The 18,323-nt window shown below is 62.4% G+C and carries 15 protein-coding genes and 1 pseudogene; 10 read left to right on the forward strand and 6 right to left on the reverse strand.

Annotation, left to right across the window (positions count from 1 at the left end):
- Positions 1 to 165: 165 nt before the first annotated feature.
- The 7 genes from ACOSV0_RS06865 (at position 166) to ACOSV0_RS06895 (ending at position 8,686) form a co-directional block, all read left to right on the forward strand.
- Complete coding sequence (locus ACOSV0_RS06865; RefSeq protein WP_434109553.1) at positions 166 to 1,650, forward strand: sugar ABC transporter ATP-binding protein; 1,485 nt, start codon at positions 166 to 168, stop codon at positions 1,648 to 1,650.
- The gene (locus ACOSV0_RS06870; protein WP_434109554.1) at positions 1,650 to 2,705 is read left to right on the forward strand and encodes an ABC transporter permease; all 1,056 of its coding nucleotides are present in this window, start codon (positions 1,650 to 1,652) and stop codon (positions 2,703 to 2,705) included. The genes ACOSV0_RS06865 and ACOSV0_RS06870 overlap by 1 nt, the downstream gene beginning before the upstream one ends.
- Positions 2,706 to 2,908: 203 nt before the next feature.
- Positions 2,909 to 4,150 carry an SfnB family sulfur acquisition oxidoreductase gene (locus ACOSV0_RS06875; protein WP_434109555.1) on the forward strand — a complete coding sequence of 414 codons (1,242 nt, stop codon included), beginning with the start codon at positions 2,909 to 2,911 and terminating at the stop codon, positions 4,148 to 4,150.
- Positions 4,151 to 4,152: 2 nt separating this feature from the next.
- A complete protein-coding gene (locus tag ACOSV0_RS06880; protein ID WP_434109556.1) occupies positions 4,153 to 5,535 on the forward strand; it encodes an LLM class flavin-dependent oxidoreductase in 1,383 nt (460 codons plus the stop codon).
- 51 nt (positions 5,536 to 5,586) lie between these two features.
- Entirely contained in the window at positions 5,587 to 6,657 is a 1,071-nt protein-coding gene (locus ACOSV0_RS06885) for a substrate-binding domain-containing protein (protein ID WP_434109557.1), read from the forward strand.
- Between the two features lie 65 nt (positions 6,658 to 6,722).
- On the forward strand, positions 6,723 to 8,372 hold the full coding sequence (locus ACOSV0_RS06890) for an FAD-dependent oxidoreductase (protein WP_434109558.1): 1,650 nt from the start codon (positions 6,723 to 6,725) through the stop codon (positions 8,370 to 8,372).
- Positions 8,369 to 8,686, forward strand: coding sequence for a 4Fe-4S binding protein (locus tag ACOSV0_RS06895; protein WP_434109559.1), 318 nt, complete (start codon positions 8,369 to 8,371; stop codon positions 8,684 to 8,686). The genes ACOSV0_RS06890 and ACOSV0_RS06895 overlap by 4 nt, the downstream gene beginning before the upstream one ends.
- Before the next feature lie 159 nt (positions 8,687 to 8,845).
- Here ACOSV0_RS06895 and ACOSV0_RS06900 read toward each other — a convergent pair.
- Positions 8,846 to 8,956 (reverse strand): annotated as a pseudogene (locus tag ACOSV0_RS06900) (co-chaperone GroES); the annotation flags it as partial.
- Positions 8,957 to 9,218: 262 nt separating this feature from the next.
- Between ACOSV0_RS06900 and ACOSV0_RS06905 the strand changes: the two are divergent.
- Positions 9,219 to 10,436, forward strand: a complete 1,218-nt coding sequence (locus ACOSV0_RS06905) for an acyl-CoA dehydrogenase family protein (protein ID WP_434109560.1) — start codon at positions 9,219 to 9,221, stop codon at positions 10,434 to 10,436.
- A 162-nt stretch (positions 10,437 to 10,598) separates the two neighbouring features.
- On the opposite strand, the gene ACOSV0_RS06910 is transcribed toward ACOSV0_RS06905, so the two are convergent.
- The 5 genes from ACOSV0_RS06910 to ACOSV0_RS06930 all read right to left on the reverse strand — a co-directional run bounded on the left by ACOSV0_RS06910 (position 10,599) and on the right by ACOSV0_RS06930 (position 15,589).
- Positions 10,599 to 11,546, reverse strand: a complete 948-nt coding sequence (locus ACOSV0_RS06910; RefSeq protein ID WP_434109561.1) for a TauD/TfdA dioxygenase family protein — start codon at positions 11,544 to 11,546, stop codon at positions 10,599 to 10,601.
- A gap of 244 nt (positions 11,547 to 11,790) precedes the next feature.
- Positions 11,791 to 12,657 (reverse strand): ABC transporter ATP-binding protein, encoded by an 867-nt coding sequence (locus tag ACOSV0_RS06915; protein ID WP_434109562.1) that lies wholly within the window; start codon positions 12,655 to 12,657, stop codon positions 11,791 to 11,793.
- A gap of 71 nt (positions 12,658 to 12,728) precedes the next feature.
- Positions 12,729 to 13,613, reverse strand: a complete 885-nt coding sequence (locus tag ACOSV0_RS06920) for an ABC transporter permease (protein ID WP_434109563.1) — start codon at positions 13,611 to 13,613, stop codon at positions 12,729 to 12,731.
- Between the two features lie 37 nt (positions 13,614 to 13,650).
- Positions 13,651 to 14,505, reverse strand: coding sequence for an ABC transporter permease (locus ACOSV0_RS06925; RefSeq protein ID WP_434109564.1), 855 nt, complete (start codon positions 14,503 to 14,505; stop codon positions 13,651 to 13,653).
- Positions 14,506 to 14,521: 16 nt separating this feature from the next.
- Positions 14,522 to 15,589 (reverse strand): ABC transporter substrate-binding protein, encoded by a 1,068-nt coding sequence (locus tag ACOSV0_RS06930; RefSeq protein WP_434109565.1) that lies wholly within the window; start codon positions 15,587 to 15,589, stop codon positions 14,522 to 14,524.
- Positions 15,590 to 15,866: 277 nt separating this feature from the next.
- Between ACOSV0_RS06930 and ACOSV0_RS06935 the strand changes: the two genes are divergently transcribed.
- Positions 15,867 to 17,366, forward strand: a complete 1,500-nt coding sequence (locus ACOSV0_RS06935) for an MFS transporter (RefSeq protein WP_434109566.1) — start codon at positions 15,867 to 15,869, stop codon at positions 17,364 to 17,366.
- Between the two features lie 120 nt (positions 17,367 to 17,486).
- Positions 17,487 to 18,320, forward strand: a complete 834-nt coding sequence (locus ACOSV0_RS06940; protein WP_434109567.1) for an IclR family transcriptional regulator — start codon at positions 17,487 to 17,489, stop codon at positions 18,318 to 18,320.
- Positions 18,321 to 18,323 lie beyond the last annotated feature (3 nt).

An 18,323-nucleotide genomic window follows, 5' to 3' on the forward strand; every position in this document is an offset into this window, starting at 1 on the left:
GATTTATTTCCCATGGCATTGATTGCACTATGACGGCGCCGGGGAATAACACGCGGCTATTCATCCGACACCTAACGATATGAACAACGCTTCGTTGGCCGGTCCGAAGCGCGACGCTAACATGGCCAGCTACACGCCTGAAACAAGGCTTCCGGTACTTCTCCGATGCCATTGCCGATTCTGACTGCCACCTCCGTATCGAAGTCGTTCGGGCCAACCAGGGCGCTCGCGCAACTCGATCTGTCGATTCATCCAGGCGAGGTTGTTGCGCTGATGGGCGCGAACGGTGCAGGCAAATCGACGTTCGTGAAGATTCTCAGTGGCGTATATCAACCGGATGGCGGCGCGTTGACGCTCTGTGGGAAGCCGTACCAGCCGGCTTCCACGCAGGGCGCCAAACGGCTGGGCGTCGCGACCGTGCATCAGGCGATCGCCGACGCGGTTGTGCCGACCTTATCGATTGCCGACAATCTGCTGCTGGACCGGCTGTGTGACACCGCATCGCCCTGGCGCGTGCCGCCGCAAGCGAGGCATGATGCGGCGAGGCCGCTCGCGGAAAGAGTCGGGCTGGACGTCGACCTGGCCGCGCCGCTTTCGTCGCTGTCGCTGGCCGCACAGCAACTTGTGACGCTCGCGCGCGCACTGGCCAGTCATCCCACGCTGCTGATTCTCGACGAACCGACCGCCAGTCTGTCCGCTCCGGAAGCCGAGCGCCTTTTCGCATTACTCGATCAATTGCGCGGTGAGGGCGTGGCGATTCTTCTGGTGTCGCATCGCATGGGCGATTTACGTCGCATTGCGGATCGGGTGACGATTGTGCGCGACGGGCGCATCGTGGCCGACCTGCAACCGCCGATCGACTTCGACGCCGCCGTCGAAACGATGATCGGCAGACCATTGCCGAAGCGCCACGCGTCGCCACAATCGGACACAGCGGCGCTTGCGCCATGTTTCAGCGTACGTGAATTTCAATTGACGGCCGATAGCCTCCCGTTCGATCTCGACGTGCAACGTGGCGAAATTGTCGCGATTGCGGGGCCGGTGGGCGGTGGTAAATCGCGCTTTGCCCGTGCGATTTTCGGCGAGACGCGCGCCATCGCCGGCGAGATGACGCTCGATGGCCGGCCATGGCGGCCCCGCTCGCCTGCCGACGCGATTCGTGCAGGCGTGTTCCTCGCCGGTGAAGATCGTTGGCGCACCTCGCTCTTTCCCGACAGCGTGCCCTTCGCCTCGATTGCGGGTACGCTCAGCTTTCCGTTTCTGTCGCGCTGGTTCAGGAGCGGTGCAGTCCGGCGCACTCGGGAACGCGACGCGGCGGCCGAGGCCATTGCGAATTTCGGCATCCGCTGCACCGGTCCTGATGATCGGCTGACGCGCCTGTCCGGCGGCAATCAGCAGAAGGTCGTGCTGGCCCGCTGGCATGCGGAGCGCGCCCGGCTGTTGTTACTCGACGAACCCTTTCAAGGCGTGGACGCCGGAGCGCGCGCCGATATCGTCGCCACGCTGCGGCGGCATGCGCCCGAACGCGCAACGATCGTGTTCGTCGGCGATCTCGAGGAAGCCTTCGAGATTGCCGATCGCGTGGTCCACTTCGATCGCGCGACGCTCGATCGCCTCTCCACCCCCGATCTGATTCCTCTCGACCATTGATGAAATCCGGCACATCTTCCATCGCCCAGGACGTTTCATCCGGCCATCGTCCACGGCCGGTATCGCGCCGTTTGCGTGAACACCTCGAACGCGTCGGCATCGTGGTCATTCTGGCGCTGCTCGTCGCCGTGTTTGCGATAAGAGAGCCGGCGTTTCTGAACGTCGACAATCTGTTCAGCATTCTCCAGTCCGTATCGATCGTCGCATTGCTCGGCATCGGCGTGACGGTGACACTGGCGGCCGGCGGCTTCGACCTCTCGGTGGGAAGCGTGGCCGCGTCGGCCCAGATGGCCGCGAGCTATGTGCTGATCGTCTGGCACGGCAGCGCGCTGGCGGCTGTCGCGGCGTGCGTCGTGCTCGGCATCGCAGCGGGTCTGTTCAACGGCCTGCTGATTACTCGTCTGCGCGTGCCCGATCAGCTCGCGACGCTCGGCACGCTCTTCCTGCTGGCCGGCTTGCAGTTGATTCCTACCGGCGGACGGTCACTCGCAACCGGTACGGTCATGCCGGACGGCAGCGAGGCGAGCGGGATTTTTCCCGATGCGTTCCTCGCGCTCGGCCGCTTGCGGCTTTTCGACATCGTGCCGTTGCCCGTCCTGATTCTTGCTGTGCTGACCGTGCTCGCCTGGATCGTGATGGAAACAACGCGTTGGGGGCGGGTGATCTATGCGATCGGCGGCAACGAGACGGCGGCCCGGCTGGCCGGGGCGCCGACGTCGCGTTACCGGATTGCGGCGTACGTCGCATCGGCAACCATCGCGTCGTTAGGCGGCGTGCTGATCGCCGCGCGTGTGGGACGTGGCGATGTCAGTGCGGGGCATTCGCTGTTGCTCGACGCGGTGGCCGCGTCGTTAGTGGGCTATGCGGTGTGGGGCGCAAAACGCCCCAACGTATTCGGCACCGTGGTGGGCGCGGTTTTTGTCGGCGTGCTGCTAAACGGCCTGACCATGCTGAATGCGCCGTACTACATGCAGGATTTCATCAAAGGCGTGTTGCTGGTGCTGGCGCTCGCCTTCACGTTCAGCGTGGGAGGACGATCGGATTCGCGCGGCTGAGCCGAATCGATCACGACTACGCGGCGCGGCCCGGTTGCTCTCCGGTTCGCGCCGCCGTGCTTACCGTCGTATCGCCGAATGGAAAATTGATCCGTTGGGAAGTCGTTTGCCATCCGAAGGAATATCGATTGCCGAATCGTTCAGTTTGCGTACGCGATACCCACTGATAGATTGTGCGAGTAGACATTCGAACGGAGACTTCCATGCCAGAGTTTGACGAAGCGACTTCATTGCAGACAATCGCAACGGATCGCGATACGGCGGTTCACGTGATCGCCAACGATGCAGAGGCGCTGGCCGTCGCGCACGAACTTGCGAGTCGTCTCGCACCCGGGGCGGCGCAGCGCGACCGCGAGCGCCGTCTGCCGCATGAGGAGATCGAGTGGTTTTCGCAATCCGGTTTGTGGGCGATCACGGTGCCGAAAGCTTATGGCGGCGCGGGTGTTTCGTTCGTGACGCTGACGGAAGTCATCAAGATCATTGCCGCCGCCGATCCTTCGCTAGGACAGCTCCCGCAGAATCACTTCGGTCTCGTCGACGTGATCTCGCTGACAGGAACCGAGGCGCAGAAGCAATACTTCTTTGCCCAGGTATTGAACGGCAAGCGCTTCGGCAACGGTTTTTCGGAGAAGGGCACGAAACACGTTCTCGATCTGAAGACACGTGTGCGGCCGGACGGCGACCAGTATGTGATCGACGGCACCAAGTTCTATTCGACCGGCGCCCTGTTTGCGCACTTCGTGCCGGTGCTCGGTCTCGATGAAGACCGCAAGGGCTGGCTCGCCTACATTCCGAAGGGCACGCCTGGACTTACCGTGATCGACGACTGGTCAGGTTTCGGTCAACGCACCACGGCAAGCGGCACGGTCGTGCTAGAGAACGTGCGCGTGCCGGCTTCGCACGTGTTCCCGGCGCATCGCGTATCTGACTTTCCGACGCTCAACGGGCCGATCTCGCAGATCATCCAGGCCGCGATCGATGCCGGAATCGGCAAAGCGGCGCTCGCCGATACGCTTGGCTTTGTGCGCGCACGCTCGCGGCCATGGATCGATAGCGGCGTCGAGCGTGCGAGCGACGATCCGCTGACCCTGCGGGAGATCGGTCATCTGCACATTCAGCTGCATGCCGCCGAAGCCTTGCTCGAACGTGCCGCGCGCGTGCTCGACGAGATCGCGGCGCAGGGCGAAGCCACGGAAGACGACATCGCGCGCGCATCGGTTGCGGTCGGCGAAGCAAAAGTGCTGACCACTGAAATTGCCTTGCTCGCCGGCGAAAAACTGTTCGAACTCGCCGGCACGCAGGCGACGCTCGCCGAGCACGGGCTCGATCGCCACTGGCGCAACGCGCGCACGCATACGCTGCATGATCCTGTACGGTGGAAGTACCACCTCGTCGGCAACTATTATCTGAACGGCGTCAAACCGGCCCGTCATCCCTGGAACTGACTATGGCCAGACAGATTCGCCTCAACGCCTTCGACATGAACTGCGTCGGGCACCAGTCGCCAGGCCTGTGGGCGCATCCACGCGACACATCGTGGCGCTACAAGCATCTCGATTACTGGACCGATCTCGCGAAACTGCTGGAGCGCGGCAAGTTCGACGGTCTCTTCATTGCCGACGTGCTTGGCCTTTATGACGTTTTCAACGGCAATGGCGAAGCAGCGATCCGGCAGGCGGCCCAGGTGCCCGTCAATGACCCGATTCTGCTCGTGTCGGCCATGGCGAATGTCACCGAGCATCTTGGCTTCGGCGTGACTTGCTCGCTGTCGTACGAACACCCGTATCCGTTCGCGCGGCGCATGTCGACGCTCGATCATCTGACGAACGGCCGCGTCGGCTGGAACATTGTCACCTCGTATCTCGACAGCGCGGCGCGTAACGTCGGTCTGTCGGCGCAGGCGAATCACGATGAACGGTATGCGCTTGCCGAGGAATATCTGGACGTCTGCTACAAGCTGTGGGAATCGTCATGGGAAGACGATGCCGTGGTGCGCGACGCCGGGCGGCAGGTATTCACCGAGCCTTCGAAGGTGCATCCGATCGATCACCACGGCCACTATTTCGACGTGCCGGGCATTCATCTCTGCGAGCCGTCGCCGCAGCGCACGCCGGTGCTGTATCAGGCCGGGGCGTCGAAACGCGGCAAGGATTTCGCTGCCCAGCACGCCGAGTGCATTTTCATCGCAGCGCCCTCGCGCACGATCCTCAAGAATTTTGTCGCCGACATCCGTGCGCGCGTGAAGTCGTTCGGCCGCGATCCGTACGACGTGCTCATCTTCAACCTGCACACGGTGATAACGGGCAAGACGTCGGCCGAGGCGCACGCGAAGCACGCGGACTATCGCCGCTATGCCAGCGACGAAGGCGCGCTCGCGCTGATGTCGGGCTGGACCGGTATCGACCTCTCTAAATATGACCTCGACGAACCGCTGCGCCACGTCGAAAGCAATGCGGTGCAGTCGGCGGTGGAAGCGCTCTCGAGTGCGGACCCGACGCGCGTATGGACCGTGCGCGAGATCGCGAAGTGGGGCGGCATTGGCGGCCTCGGGCCGCTCTCGGTCGGCAGCCCGCAGGAGATTGCCGACGAGTTGCAGTCGTGGGTGGAAGAGACGGATGTCGACGGCTTCAATCTCGCATACGCGTTGACGCACGAGACCTTTGCCGATTTTGTCGACCTCGTCGTGCCGGAGCTTCAACGGCGTGGCGTGTACAAGACCGATTACACGGACGGCACACTACGCGAAAAACTGCATGGGCATGGCGCGCGGTTAGCCGGGGCTCACCCTGGGGCAAGTTATCGGGCGCGCCATGCGGCGCATGCCGAATAGCGCATTCCTGCTGCATTCATCACCACATTATTCATCGGCTGGGGCTCACTCATGAGATCGCTTTTTCGTCACACGTATTCCGCGGCCCGCATTGTCGGCACACTGGCATTGCTGTCCGCTACGGTACTGGCGGGGTTAGCCGCGCACGCGGCACCGCTCAAAGGGGCGCCTGCACCGTTCGATAAAGGGGGCGTCAAGATCGCGCTCGTGAACTATCTGTCGACGGGCGATTTCTTTCAGGCCTATGAGGCCGGTGCCCAGAAACAGGCGAAAGCGCTCGGCATCGATCTGCGGATTTACGAAGGGCGTCAGGACGCGGCCGAGCAGCGCGAGCAGATCCAGCAGGCCATCAGCCTGGGTGTGTCCGCGATTATCGTCAATCATGGCTTGCCGGAATCGTTGAAGGACGTCGTGCAGCGCGCGCTGGACAAAGGCATCAAGGTCGTCGCATTCGATGTGGATCTGGGCAATCCGAAGATTCCGCAGATCGAACAGAGCGACCACGATCTGGCCGCCTTGCTGCTCGATCAGGCGGTGAAGGATAACGGCGATGCGTTTTCGGCCGGCTATGTGTACGTGGCGGGCTTCGCGCCGCTCGACCGGCGCGATGCGGTATGGCGCGACTTCAAGAGCGCTCATCCGAAGGTTCAGGAGAAGGCGCGCTGGGGCACCGTGGACAATCCGATTGCGCAATCGGTAGCGAATCAGGCAGCGGCCGCGTATCGCGCGCACCCTGACATTCGCGTGGTATTCGCGCCGTACGACGAGTTCGCGCGCGGCGCAAAACTTGCCGCGGACGAAGCGAAGCTGTCCTCGAAGATCCGCATTTATAGCGCCGACATTTCCACCGCCGACATCGAAGCGATCCGCGCCCCGAACAGCGCGTGGGTGGCGACGGCAGCGACCAACCCCGCGGTGGTCGGCGCGGTGTCCGTGCGCTCTGCTGCCTTGCTGGTGGCGGGACAGGATCCGGGACACCGGATTGTCGTCAAGCCCACCCTGATCACGCGCGACGATCTCGTGAACAACAACATCCGGACGATTGCCGAACTCGGCGCGAAATTCCCCGCTTTCCGGACAAGCGACGCAGCGACGGCGAGCTGGATTCCGACGCTCGATTGATCCGACGATGGCGGCACATGCCGCATCGTCACGAAATAGCTTGCTCACATCAGGGAGAACCGGTCATGGCGGACAACTCAGGAAAAAACGGGCGGCCGCTCGTGACGGCAGCGGATGGCGGTGTGCAGCACGACGCCGACGTGCTCGTGATCGGTGGCGGCCCGGCCGGAGCGTGGGCGGCGATTAGCGCCGCCGCGAGAGGCGCCCGGGTGATCCTGGCCGACAAAGGTTTCTGCGGAACGTCAGGCGCGACCGCGCCGGCCGGCACGGCGGTGTGGCACGTGCCGCCCGACGCGCAAGCACGAGACCGCGCGAAAGCGAGCCGTTTCACGTTGGGCGGCGAGCTCGCCGATCAGACGTGGATGGACCGCGTACTCGAACAGACCTGGATCAACGCGCAGCAACTGGCCGAGTGGGGCTACCCGTTTCCAGTCGATGAATCCGGCGAGGAGCGACGCACCTCGTTGCAAGGTCCCGACTATATGCGGCTGATGCGCAAGCGCGTCAAGGAAGCCCGTGTGCGGATACTCGACCACAGTCCGGCACTCGAATTGCTCGTCGATGAGCAGGGCGCGGTTGCGGGGGCAGCAGGCGTCGATCGTCAGGCGGGCGACACGTGGACCGTACGCGCGGGCGCGGTGGTCATCGCGACCGGCGGTTGTGCGTTTCTCAGCAACGCGCTCGGTTGCAACGTCCTGACCGGTGACGGCCAACTGATGGCGGCCGAGGCGGGGGCTGCGCTTTCAGGCATGGAGTTTTCGAACGCCTATGGCCTGGGTCCCGCGTTTTCATCGGTGACGAAATCGCTGTTCTATAAATGGGCGACGTTCTACTACCAGGACGGATCGGTGATTCCCGGCGCAGGCTCGGCGCATGGCCGCGGTGTGATCGCGCAAACCTTGCAGACGCAGCCCGTGTTTGGTTGCCTCGATCGCGCCGACGAACAGATTCGCGCATGGATGCGCACTGCGCAGCCGAACTTCTTTTTACCATTCGACCGGCTCGGGATCGATCCTTTCACGCAGCATTTCCCGGTCACCCTGCGTCTCGAAGGCACGGTGCGAGGAACGGGCGGTCTGCATGTGGTCGATCAGACCTGCGCCACCTCGGTCGAGGGACTGTATGCGGCAGGCGATGCGGCGACGCGTGAACTGATTTGCGGCGGCTTTACCGGAGGGGGCAGTCATAACGCGGCGTGGGCGATGTCGTCGGGATTCTGGGCCGGTGCGGGCGCTTCGGATTACGCACGTTCACGAGGCCGCGCCGCGCGCCAGGGCAGGGCGTTGCGGACAGGCGGCGCAGGGCTTCGCGACGGCGGCGGCACGGCGCCATACGACAGCGCCGAAGTGATTCGTGGCGTGCAGCAGGAGGTGTTTCCCACGCAGCGCAACTGGACGCGCCAGGGGGCGTTGCTCGACGACTCGCTTTCCCGGCTCGACGCGCTGTGGCAGCGTGTTCGCCGTGCAGCGCCGGCGCGAAGCGCGCTGGACGCCGTGCGCGCGCGTGAAGCGGCGGCGATGCTTGCTACCTCGCGTTGGATGTATCGCAGCGCGCAGCAACGCACGGAAACGCGCGGTATGCATCGGAGGCTCGAACATGCCGCATTGGATCCATCGCAGGGACATCGTCTGTTGAGTGGAGGTTTGGATGAGGTGTGGATCGAGAAGTTGGCGGTACCTCGGATCGCCGCGCAGTCGGAAGGAGTGACGGCATGATCGAAATCGTCGACGCCGCGCGCTGCACGGGCTGCAACATCTGCGTGCGCGCCTGCCCGACCAATGTGTTCGATATCGTGCGCGACGGTCCGCCGCGCATCGCGCGTCAAGGCGACTGTCAGACCTGCTTCATGTGCGAACTGTATTGCCCCGAAGACGCGCTCTTCGTTGCACCGCAAGTCGAACCGGTGTCCCAGGGCGGCTCCGGTGGAGCGGTCCTGGGCAACTACCGGCTCGCGCTCGGCTGGGGGCGCGAAAGACAGTCGACCGCGAACCTGGATGCGAGCTACGAGTTGCTGACTCGCTCGCATTGAGAAACGTGGGTGTTATGGGCATGCGCAGTTCTGCGTGAACCGCGTGTGCTCCTTTAGTGCCTTGTTACTGCCCGCCGACATGCGATGAAAAGCATATCGGCGGGCGCAAGACCTGCTAAGGCGCTAACGATCTAGAAATCCAGTCCCGGCCCACCCGCGCATGACGATGCCCGAGGCAGTTTTGGTTTCCTGGTCGAGACGCTTGACGATAAAGCGGTCATGCAAGGGACGTAGGCTCATGGTTCGACTTCCGCGATTGAAATTTGGCACTCGTCGTTGGTGAGTGCTGACCGGAATCGAGTATAGAAAGATGCCGTGCGAGGCTCCAATAACGGATTCATCGATCCTTATCGGCGAATGGCATTTCAGAAACACGCATATCCATAGCTTGAATCGCTGGTTTTGCGCTGCACGCCACGTCCCTATACTGGTCTGTCGCATCGGCGCGTCTTATCCGGACGCTGTTCATGTTCCCAGGCACATAGCCGGATCGAGCCTGATCCGTGCGCTTTTACACACAAGGAATGAAGGCATGCAGGTCTCTCAGGAAAGCGCTGCGCGTGCGCGGCTTCAGGCGGCACTTGCCGCGTTGCCGGCGCTCGCTCAGGCGATCGGCGAAGATGCCGCGCAACGTGAAGTGCGGCGCGAGTTGCCGTTCGACCGTTTTGCGTTGTTTCGCGAATCGGGGCTGGGTGTGCTCCGTTTTCCGGTCGAGTGGGGCGGGCTCGGCGGTTCACTGGAAGATCTCTTTCATGTGATCGCCACGCTGGCCGCGCATGAATCGAATGTCGCGCACGCATTGCGGATTCATTTCGATCTGACCGAGCAATTGCTGCTGTCACCGCGTTCCGCTTTCAACGACACGCAGATCGAACGCGTACGGGAAGGGGCGATCTTCGGCGGTGCGTCGACGGAACTCGGCACCTCCCGGCCCGGTGAAATCGTCACCAAGCTGGTGCGCGATGGTGAGCACTTTCGCGTAACGGGCAAGAAATACTATTCGACCGGCACGGCGTTCTCCGACTATGCACGTATCAATGTGCAGGATGAAAACGACGAGAAGGTGTCGATCGTTGTCCCGGTGTCCCGCGAAGGTCTGCAGGTACTCGATGATTGGGACGGAATGGGGCAACGCATGACGGCAAGCGGCAGCCTGGTACTCGACAACGTACAGGTTTTCTCGCACGAAATTGCCACGCGTGGCTACACGAGTCTCGCGGGCCGGCACGGCAGCGCGGTGCGGCAATTGCATCTGGTCACGGTCGCGGCAGGTATCGTGCGCAACATTCTGGCGGACGCGCGACGCTACGTGACGCAATATGGGCGCCCGGTTCTGCATAGCCCGGCACCCTCGGCACGCGAGGACGGTTTCGTGCAGCAGGTGGTTGGCGATCTCGCGGCGCACAGCCTGTCGATCGACGCGCTGGTGAACCAGAACGCACGCACTCTGGACCGTTCGGCCAATGCAATCCGCAGCGGTGCAGCCAATGCGGAAGATCTGGTGCTGGAAGGGTCGCTGGCGACTGCCAAGACTCAACTGGTGGTCAGCAAGCTGGCGCTCTATGCGGGCGAGCGATTGTTTGAAATCGGCGGAGCGTCGGCGACAGGGCGCGCTCACAATTTCGACCGTCACTGGCGCAATCTGCGCACGATTTTCAGTCACAACCCATTGCTGCATAAAGCACGCGTGATCGGCGATTACGAGTTGAACGGCGTGACCACGCATCTGACCGAAGGGCGCGTGTTCTGACGATGCGGAAAAGCGCCACGGTTTCCGCTCAGATGCATTGACGAAGTAACCGCACGGCGGGTGTCCGCTGCTTCCGGCGCGCATCGTTTCACGCGCTTCAGAAGCAACGGGCACCCGATTCCACTCGCGCCGCAACCAGAGTGGCGTGAGTCACAGTGAGTCTCAGTTCAATGCAACCGCGGCCGCGGCGCTTACCGGCGAGCCCTCGATCGCCACCGATCGCGTTCCGTCCGGGCCGACGGGCACGTCGCCGACAAGCGTCGTGCGATACAGTTGGCGGTCGAAGTCGAGATCGAAAATATCCGTGGGTGCCAGATGGGCCGTCGCGCGGTTGTCCCAGAAGGCAATGCTGCCGGCTTCCCATTTGAAGCGCACGGTGAACTCGGGTCGCGTGACATGTTCCCAGAGCAGTTCGAGCAGCGCCTGGCTTTCGCGAGGTGTCACGCCGACAATCGACTTCAGGAAGCTCGGGCTCACATAGAGCGCTCGCTCGCCCGTTTCCGGATGAACTCTCACCAGCGGATGTTCGGTGACGAGAATGCGTTGTTCGACGGCCTTGGCAAACGCTTCCGTTCCGCTCGCACCGGCCGGCGGTGTAAAGCGATGAAGTCCTCGTAGACCGTCAACGAATGTGCGCAACGGTGCGGAAAGCTTCTGATAAGCCGCGACCAGGCTGGTCCATTGCGTATCGCCGCCGTAAGGCGGAATCGTCACGCCGCGCAGGATCGACGCCCACGGCGGATTGACCGCGGCCGTTACATCCGTGTGCCAGCCCGTCCAGGGTCGCAGCAGCGGCTGTCCCTCGAAACGTGTTGCCTTGCGGTACTTCGAGATCGAATAGACCTCCGGGTAACCGTCGACATGGCCGAACACCGGGTGTCCCAAAGTCAGCTCACCGAACTGGGCCGAGAACGCGACGTGCTGCTCGTGCGTTAAAAACTGCTCGCGAAAGAACATGACACGCCATTTCAACAGCGCTGCACGAATGTCCGCGATCTGGCGGGCATCCAGTTTCTGCGTGAGATCGACGCCATGAATTTCAGCGCCGATGTGCGCCGAAAGCGGATTGACCTGAATCGACTGTACTTCCTGCAATGCGGCTGCACTCATGGGAGACTCCTGGCGAAGAGAACATGTCCGGTCGGCGCGAAGGTCGCCGATAGTCACGTTAAATTCACCAGCGCCTGATTCCAACCAATCATTGCCTATAAGAAAAGCAGCAGAAATTCGAAACTGAACGGGTGCTTCGTGCGTGCTGCCGTTTTTTCATTTCGGCGCGGCAGTTCCGCTCGTTTTCACTGCTCATTGTCCGCTCCGTGAATGGTGTTTGTATGCATGAAGGAAACCACGCGCATTACCACGCGAGCCGCCATTCGGTGATCGGTGGACTCGCTGCCGGAACGCGCGTGCCACCGTCTGGCGTATCGTCTGCGTGAGATTCGCGGCGTTCGCCGTCGTGCTCGGCGAAGTCGGCCAGCACTTCGTCGCGCAAACGAATGAAGCGCGGATCGCTGCGCTCGCGTGGCCGTGGCAAGGCGACGTCGACAATCCGTTTGATGCGGCCCGGGCGTGGCGCCATCGTGACGACCCGATCGCCGAGGTAGAGCGCTTCGTCGACATCGTGCGTGACGAGAATCATCGTGATGCGCTCGTGTTCCCAGATGCGTTGCAATTCGTTTTGCAAGCGGCCGCGCGTAAGTGCGTCGAGCGCGCCGAACGGTTCGTCGAGCAGCAGCACACGCGGGCGATTCACGAGGCCGCGTGCGATCGCCACACGCTGCGCCATGCCGCCCGATAACTGATGCGGATACGCATTCTCGAAACCGTTCAGGCCGACCAGCGCGATGTGCTGAGCAACCGCATCGCGTTTTTCCCGCATCGACAGCGGCGCGTTACGCAACGCGGCAAGAATGTTCTGCGACGCCGTGAGCCACGGAAACAGGCGATGGTCCTGAAACACGATGCCGCGTTCGAGCGAGGTATCGCGCACCTTCTCTCCGGCAACGACAATATCGCCGCTGTAATCGGTATCCAATCCCGCGATCAACCGCAGCAAGGTCGATTTACCGCAACCGCTCGAACCAAGCACACTGATGAATTCGCCGGGACGCACCCGCAGGCTGATGTCGTCGAGCACGGCGAGCGGCGCACTGTCTTGCTGCGCATAGCGCTTGCTGACGTGGAGAATGTCGATGCTGTCGGACAGCGTGGAAGAAGTCATGGGCGGACCTTGATCTGTAATCTGTATTCGGTGCAAATTCAGTGCATAGCCGGTGATTCTCGGCTGCGTGCTTATCGCGCGGCCACCTGCGAACGGCGCGCAAAAATCGCCCGTTCCACTGCACGCGCCAGTGAGTTCAACGCCCAGCCGGTTACACCGACCACGATCACGCCGAACAGCACCAGATCCATGCGGAACTGCTCGCTGCCGTCGATCAGCGTATTGCCGATCCCGCTGCCTGCCACCAGAAGATATTCCGCGCCGAGCGTGGCGAGCCACGAATAGATCAGCGCGAGATAGATGCCGGTGAAAATCGACGGCAAGGCGGCCGGCAGAATGACGGCGCTGATGAGTTGCCATCGCGTGTAACGGAATGCCCGAGCGACCTCGATATAGGCACGCGGCACGGCGTGAATGCCGTCGCACGTGTGCGCGGCGACCGGCAACAACGCCGCGAGCGAGAGGAACACGACTTTCGCTGCATCGCCGAGACCGAACCACACCGAGATCAAAGGGATCCACGCGAACAGGGAGATCTGCTTGAACGTGTCGAAGCTCGGGCCAATCATGCGCGTGGCGATCCGCGAGAAACCAAGCGCGCTGCCGATCAGCAGGCCGCCTACTGTGCCGATCACGAAGCCGCTTGCCTCACGCGCGAGCGAGGCGGAAAGGGCCTTGAAAAGCGCGCCACTGACGATTTGCTGCCAGGCCGTGGCCAGCACTTGCGCGGGGCTGACCAGCAAGCCGCTTTTGACGACATGTGCCTCCGAGATCGCCCACCAGATCGCAATAGCGACGAGCGGCAAGACGGCGCCGCGCCAGTCGACCCTTGCAAGAAGTGGCCGGCGCGGCCGCGCCGCGCGCTTGAAGGCGGCGGGCACGTTACTACCGCAGTCGCAGGACGTATCGGCCGACTGTTTCGATCCGGCGGGGCGCTTGAAGAGAGCAAGACTCATCGTGGATACCTCATAGGCTTGACGGCAATGAGCGCCATTACTCGCGAAACGCCGACGGCTGACCGCGCCGCAAACGCGCTTCGAGTGCGTCGAGCGAACGATTCATCGCGTAACCGATGGCGCCGACCACGACCACCGAGGCCATCACCAGGTCGAGCTGGAACAGTTGCCGCCCGTAGACGATCAGATAGCCGAGCCCCTCGGACGACGCCACGAGTTCGACGACCACCAGTGCGAGCCAGGCTTTGGTGAACGCGAGGCGCACGCCGGTGGCAAGCGTCGGCACCGCTGCGGGCAGGACGAGATAGACGATCCGCTGCCAGCCGTTGTATTCGAAAACACGCGCGACTTCATCGAGCGACGCGGGTGTCTGGCGGAATCCCTGCAGCGTGCTCAAGGTCACGGGAACCAGCGCGGCATGCGCGATCAGGATGTATTTGAGCGGCTCGCCGACACCGACGAGCAGCAGCAGAAATGGCAGCCAGCCGAGCACCGGAATCTGCACGAGTGCATTGAAGCTCGGCAATACGTAGGCTTCAAAGGTGCGCGACAGGCCGAACGCCGCGCCGAGTACGAAGCCGAGCAGCGTGCCCGCACCGAAGCCGAACAGCACGCGTTGCAGACTGATGAGCGTATTGCTTGCGAGATCGCCGTTTCTCGCCAACTCGACAAACGTGTCGAAGACGCGTTCGGGTGGCGGCAAAATCTGCGGCGCGATCCAGCCGCGCTCGCAACCGGTCACCCATAAGGCGAGCAGGACGGCCGGCAAGACCCACGGCGCGAGGTGCCAGGCGAGCGCGCGCAATCGCGCATTGCGATAGAGCGGTGCGTGCGGCGCTGCAGCAGCATGGCCGAGGCGTTTGCTATCGACAGGAAGTGCGGTTTCGCTCATCGTGATCGCTCCCGTTTTAGCTGAGCGGCTTGCCGGCAGCGTCGTAGCGCGTCCAGTAGTGGTCGAGTTTCTGCGCGCGCAGCGCGTTGTCGAGATACTTCGTCTCGAACCAGCCGTCGACCTGGACGGGCTGACGGATCAGTTTGAGTTTCAGCGCATCCGCCGCGACCGCTTTATAACGTGCGACGACGAACGGGTCGATCAACGGCGAATTGCGGTCCTTCAGACTCTGATTCGCGAACTCGGCCTGCCATGAGGAATAGGGCACGCCGCTTTTTGCCCACAGCTTGAAGAGCGCATCGCGGTTCGCTTCATCCGACGACCATTGCGCGCCCTGAACGAACACATTGACGACGCGTTGCACGACATCCGGATGCGCGCGGTCGAAATCGTCGAGCACTAACAGATGCGCCTGACGCGTAAATTGCGGTCCATCGTTCTGCGATTCGTAGACGATTTTCGCGAGGCCCTGGTCGCGCAGCTTGTACAGGTGGTAGTCGTTGACCGATGCGTCGATCCCCTTGGACGCCAGCGCGGCGAGCGAGCTGGCGTTGTCGAGATTGATCACGCGCAGGTCGCGCTCGTCGAGCTGATTGGCGGCAAGCGCGTTGTCGGCGACCAGTTGCAGATTGGTGCCGCGAAAGATGGAGACGCGGCGGCCCTTGAGGTCTTTGATCGAGCGCACGTCCGAATCCGGGGGCACGGCGACCTTGACACCGCTGCGCACGCCCGAGGCGAGCAGGAGACGGGTTTTCAGGCCGTTGGCGCGGGCCAGTACGGCGGGCAGATCGCCCTGAAAGGCGAAATCGAGTGACTTGTCGGCGATTGCTTCATTCACGGCCGGCCCGGCGCCTTTGAAGAACAGCCATTCGACCTTGATACCGTCGGCGGCGAATTCCTTTTCGAGCGACTGCTGCAATTGCACGGTCGCCGCGGGTGTGCCGCCGAAAGTGGGCGGATCGCCCGTGCCCTGCTGCGCGACGCCGATGCGGATCACGGCCGGTTTATCGGCATACGCATGAACCGCGGCGAGCGAAAAAACCGCCGCAGCGACGAAAGATTTCAGCAGACGGAAATAGCGCATGCATCAGTACCGATCGGTGGAAGGGAATAGGGGGCAAATGTTCAGGTAAGCAAAGAGCTGGCAATACACGTTAGATTCGCGTGCCCTCGAATCCAACCAATCATTGCTGATAAGAAAATCTGCAGTAGTTCGAACCACGTTGCTCGCACGGTGTCGTGTGGCACTGGCATGGTGCAAGTGCGTGATTCCCGATTTGCATAGTTAAATTCGTCGTTTTGCCGGTGTGGATTGCATGGCTACCATGCGACGCTTCAGCCATTCATGCGAACGCGAGATCATGTCCACTGTTGCTTTTCCATCTACTGTTTCCGACCCGCAAGAGCCAGCCGGTAACACAGCGTCTCCCACCGTCATCCGCAGCGCGCAGGACGTTTCGCGCATCGTCAATGCAGGCGCTGCGAAGGGCAGCAATGCACGTATCGTGATTGCGATTGCCTTGGGTGGTGTCTTTCTCGATGCTTACGACCTGACGTCGCTCGCTTACGGGATCAAGGACATCGCGCGCCAGTTTTCGCTGTCGCCGGTTCAGGTGGGATTCGTCTCGTCGGCGATTACGTTCGGCGCGATCCTCGGCGCATTGTTCGGCGGATATCTGACCGATCGCATTGGCCGGTATCGCGTGTTCATGGCCGATATGCTGTTCTTCGTGGTCGCGGCGATCGCAGCCGGTCTTGCGCCGAATGCGTGGGTGCTCGGCGGGGCGCGGTTTCTGATGGGCTTCGGTGTAGGGCTCGATCTGCCGGTGGCGATGGCGTTTCTTGCGGAGTTCTCGCGGGTGGCGGGCAAGGGCAACAAGGCGGCCAGTGTCGCCGCGTGGTGCCCCGCCTGGTACGCGGCCACTAGCACCTGCTATCTGCTGATTCTCGGGCTGTACGCGATTCTGCCGGAGCATCAGCTTGGCTGGTTATGGCGTCTGACGCTCGCGTTCGGTGCGGTGCCGGCTATCGCGATCATTCTCGTGCGCAGCCGCTATATCAGCGAATCGCCTGTTTGGGCAGCGAATCAGGGTGATCTCGAAGAGGCCGCGCGGATTCTGAAGCGCTCGTACGGCGTCGATGCGGTGGTCGAACGCAGCGCGACGCCGGTCAAGGCGCCGCGCGCGGCATCGTGGCGTAACTATGGGGTGCTGTTCAACGCGACTTACCGGCGCCGCACGATTCTTGCCGCGGTGATCGGCAGTGCCTCCTCGTTTGGCTACAACGCGATCATTTTCGGTTTGCCGGTGATCATCACGAGCTTCTTTCATCAGGGACCGCTCACGACGATCATCGCGGCGCTTGCGCTGAATCTGGCATTTGCATTCGTGGGCGGGCTGATCGGCGTGCGCACCGCGCCGACCGTCGGCGCATGGAAGATGACCGTGCTCGGGCACACGCTGCAGTTCGCCTCGCTCATCGGGCTCGCATTGATCGGCAAACCGGCCAGCGGTGCACTTGTGGTGGTCGCGATTCTGTTGCTCGGCGGCTATCTGTTCGGGCAAGGTTTCGGCCCAGGCTCCCATTCGATGACGTATGCCTCGCTGAGCTACCCGACCTCGCTGCGTGGAATCGGCGTGGGTTTCAATCAGACACTGGTGCGTTCCGCGTCGACGGTCTCGCTGTTTCTGTTCCCGGTTCTGGCTGCGGCATTCGGTACGAAGGTCTTCTGGCTGATCGCGATCGCGCCGCTGACTTCGCTGCTTGTGCTGCTGGCGATCCGTTGGGAGCCGTCGGGTTATGACATCGATGCTGAAGACTACGTAGAGCCGCCGGCCCAGGCTAACGCGGCGATCCGGTAATCGGTTGCGCACGGAAGCATGAACGCGCGGCAGATTTCAAATTTGCCGCTGTCATCCGCTTCAATCGCATTACAATCGAGGTAACCGCTATTCGATCTATCCTGAAGCCGCGATACCATCATGTCAGAACACGCCAGAGGCACAGCCCGCAAGATCAAGGCGGCTGAACCGGAGACACCGCGCTCGTCGCTGTTCGTCGGTTCGACTGAGAAAGCGTTTCAGGTATTGCATGCGTTCGACGGTCCGAGCCGCCACATGACCCTCGTCGATATCGCGCGGGCTTCCGGCCTCGACCGCAGCGCGACGCAACGTCTGGTGCATACGCTGGAAGCGCTCGGTTATCTGTATCGCGTGCCCGACACGCGCAACTACGGCCTCACGACCAAGGTGCTGCAGTTCTCCTACAACTACGTGCGCGCCAATGAGCTCATCGACAAGGCTTCGCCGTATCTGCTCGACATCAGCCGGCGCCTCGGCGAGACCACCAATCTGCTGGAGCTCGACGGTCACGAGATCGTGTTCGTCGCGCGGTTTCCGGGCCAGCATCTGGTGAATATCGACATCGTGGTCGGCGCGCGTTTGCCGGCCATGTTCACCGCTGCCGGTATCGCGATCCTCTCGCGTCTGTCCGACGAGCGCGTGCGCGACATCCTCGCGCAAACGCGCCTCGAACCGCTCACGCACTACACCGAAACCAATCCCGACAAACTGCTCGAACGGGTGCGTAAAGTCGCCCGGCGCGGCTATGCGGTGATTGAAAATGAAACCGTGCTCGGCGATATTTCCGTTGCCGCGCCGGTGACGGATCATGGCGGCATGGGCGTTGCCGCGATCAATATCTCGGTGCCCACCTCGCGCTGGTCGCGCGAGAAAGTGGAGGCCGAACTCGCGCAGCACGTGCAGGTGGCCGCGACTTCGATTTCGAAGTCGCGGCTCACGGGCTATCAGCGCTGAGCG

It is taken from the genome of Paraburkholderia caffeinilytica, from assembly GCF_051027425.1.
Lineage (GTDB): Bacteria > Pseudomonadota > Gammaproteobacteria > Burkholderiales > Burkholderiaceae > Paraburkholderia > Paraburkholderia caffeinilytica_A.

What these genes read in the sequence shown, in the direction of transcription:
- ACOSV0_RS06865 (WP_434109553.1), top strand. Translation starts at nt 166, where the DNA reads ATGCCATTGCCGATTCTGACTGCCACCTCCGTATCGAAGTCGTTCGGG.
- ACOSV0_RS06875 (WP_434109555.1), top strand. Translation starts at nt 2,909, where the DNA reads ATGCCAGAGTTTGACGAAGCGACTTCATTGCAGACAATCGCAACGGAT.
- ACOSV0_RS06930 (WP_434109565.1), bottom strand. Translation starts at nt 15,589, where the DNA reads ATGCGCTATTTCCGTCTGCTGAAATCTTTCGTCGCTGCGGCGGTTTTT.
- ACOSV0_RS06915 (WP_434109562.1), bottom strand. Translation starts at nt 12,657, where the DNA reads ATGACTTCTTCCACGCTGTCCGACAGCATCGACATTCTCCACGTCAGC.
- ACOSV0_RS06890 (WP_434109558.1), top strand. Translation starts at nt 6,723, where the DNA reads ATGGCGGACAACTCAGGAAAAAACGGGCGGCCGCTCGTGACGGCAGCG.
- ACOSV0_RS06880 (WP_434109556.1), top strand. Translation starts at nt 4,153, where the DNA reads ATGGCCAGACAGATTCGCCTCAACGCCTTCGACATGAACTGCGTCGGG.
- ACOSV0_RS06940 (WP_434109567.1), top strand. Translation starts at nt 17,487, where the DNA reads ATGTCAGAACACGCCAGAGGCACAGCCCGCAAGATCAAGGCGGCTGAA.
- ACOSV0_RS06920 (WP_434109563.1), bottom strand. Translation starts at nt 13,613, where the DNA reads ATGAGTCTTGCTCTCTTCAAGCGCCCCGCCGGATCGAAACAGTCGGCC.
- ACOSV0_RS06935 (WP_434109566.1), top strand. Translation starts at nt 15,867, where the DNA reads ATGTCCACTGTTGCTTTTCCATCTACTGTTTCCGACCCGCAAGAGCCA.
- ACOSV0_RS06895 (WP_434109559.1), top strand. Translation starts at nt 8,369, where the DNA reads ATGATCGAAATCGTCGACGCCGCGCGCTGCACGGGCTGCAACATCTGC.
- ACOSV0_RS06925 (WP_434109564.1), bottom strand. Translation starts at nt 14,505, where the DNA reads ATGAGCGAAACCGCACTTCCTGTCGATAGCAAACGCCTCGGCCATGCT.
- ACOSV0_RS06905 (WP_434109560.1), top strand. Translation starts at nt 9,219, where the DNA reads ATGCAGGTCTCTCAGGAAAGCGCTGCGCGTGCGCGGCTTCAGGCGGCA.
- ACOSV0_RS06910 (WP_434109561.1), bottom strand. Translation starts at nt 11,546, where the DNA reads ATGAGTGCAGCCGCATTGCAGGAAGTACAGTCGATTCAGGTCAATCCG.
- ACOSV0_RS06885 (WP_434109557.1), top strand. Translation starts at nt 5,587, where the DNA reads ATGAGATCGCTTTTTCGTCACACGTATTCCGCGGCCCGCATTGTCGGC.
- ACOSV0_RS06870 (WP_434109554.1), top strand. Translation starts at nt 1,650, where the DNA reads ATGAAATCCGGCACATCTTCCATCGCCCAGGACGTTTCATCCGGCCAT.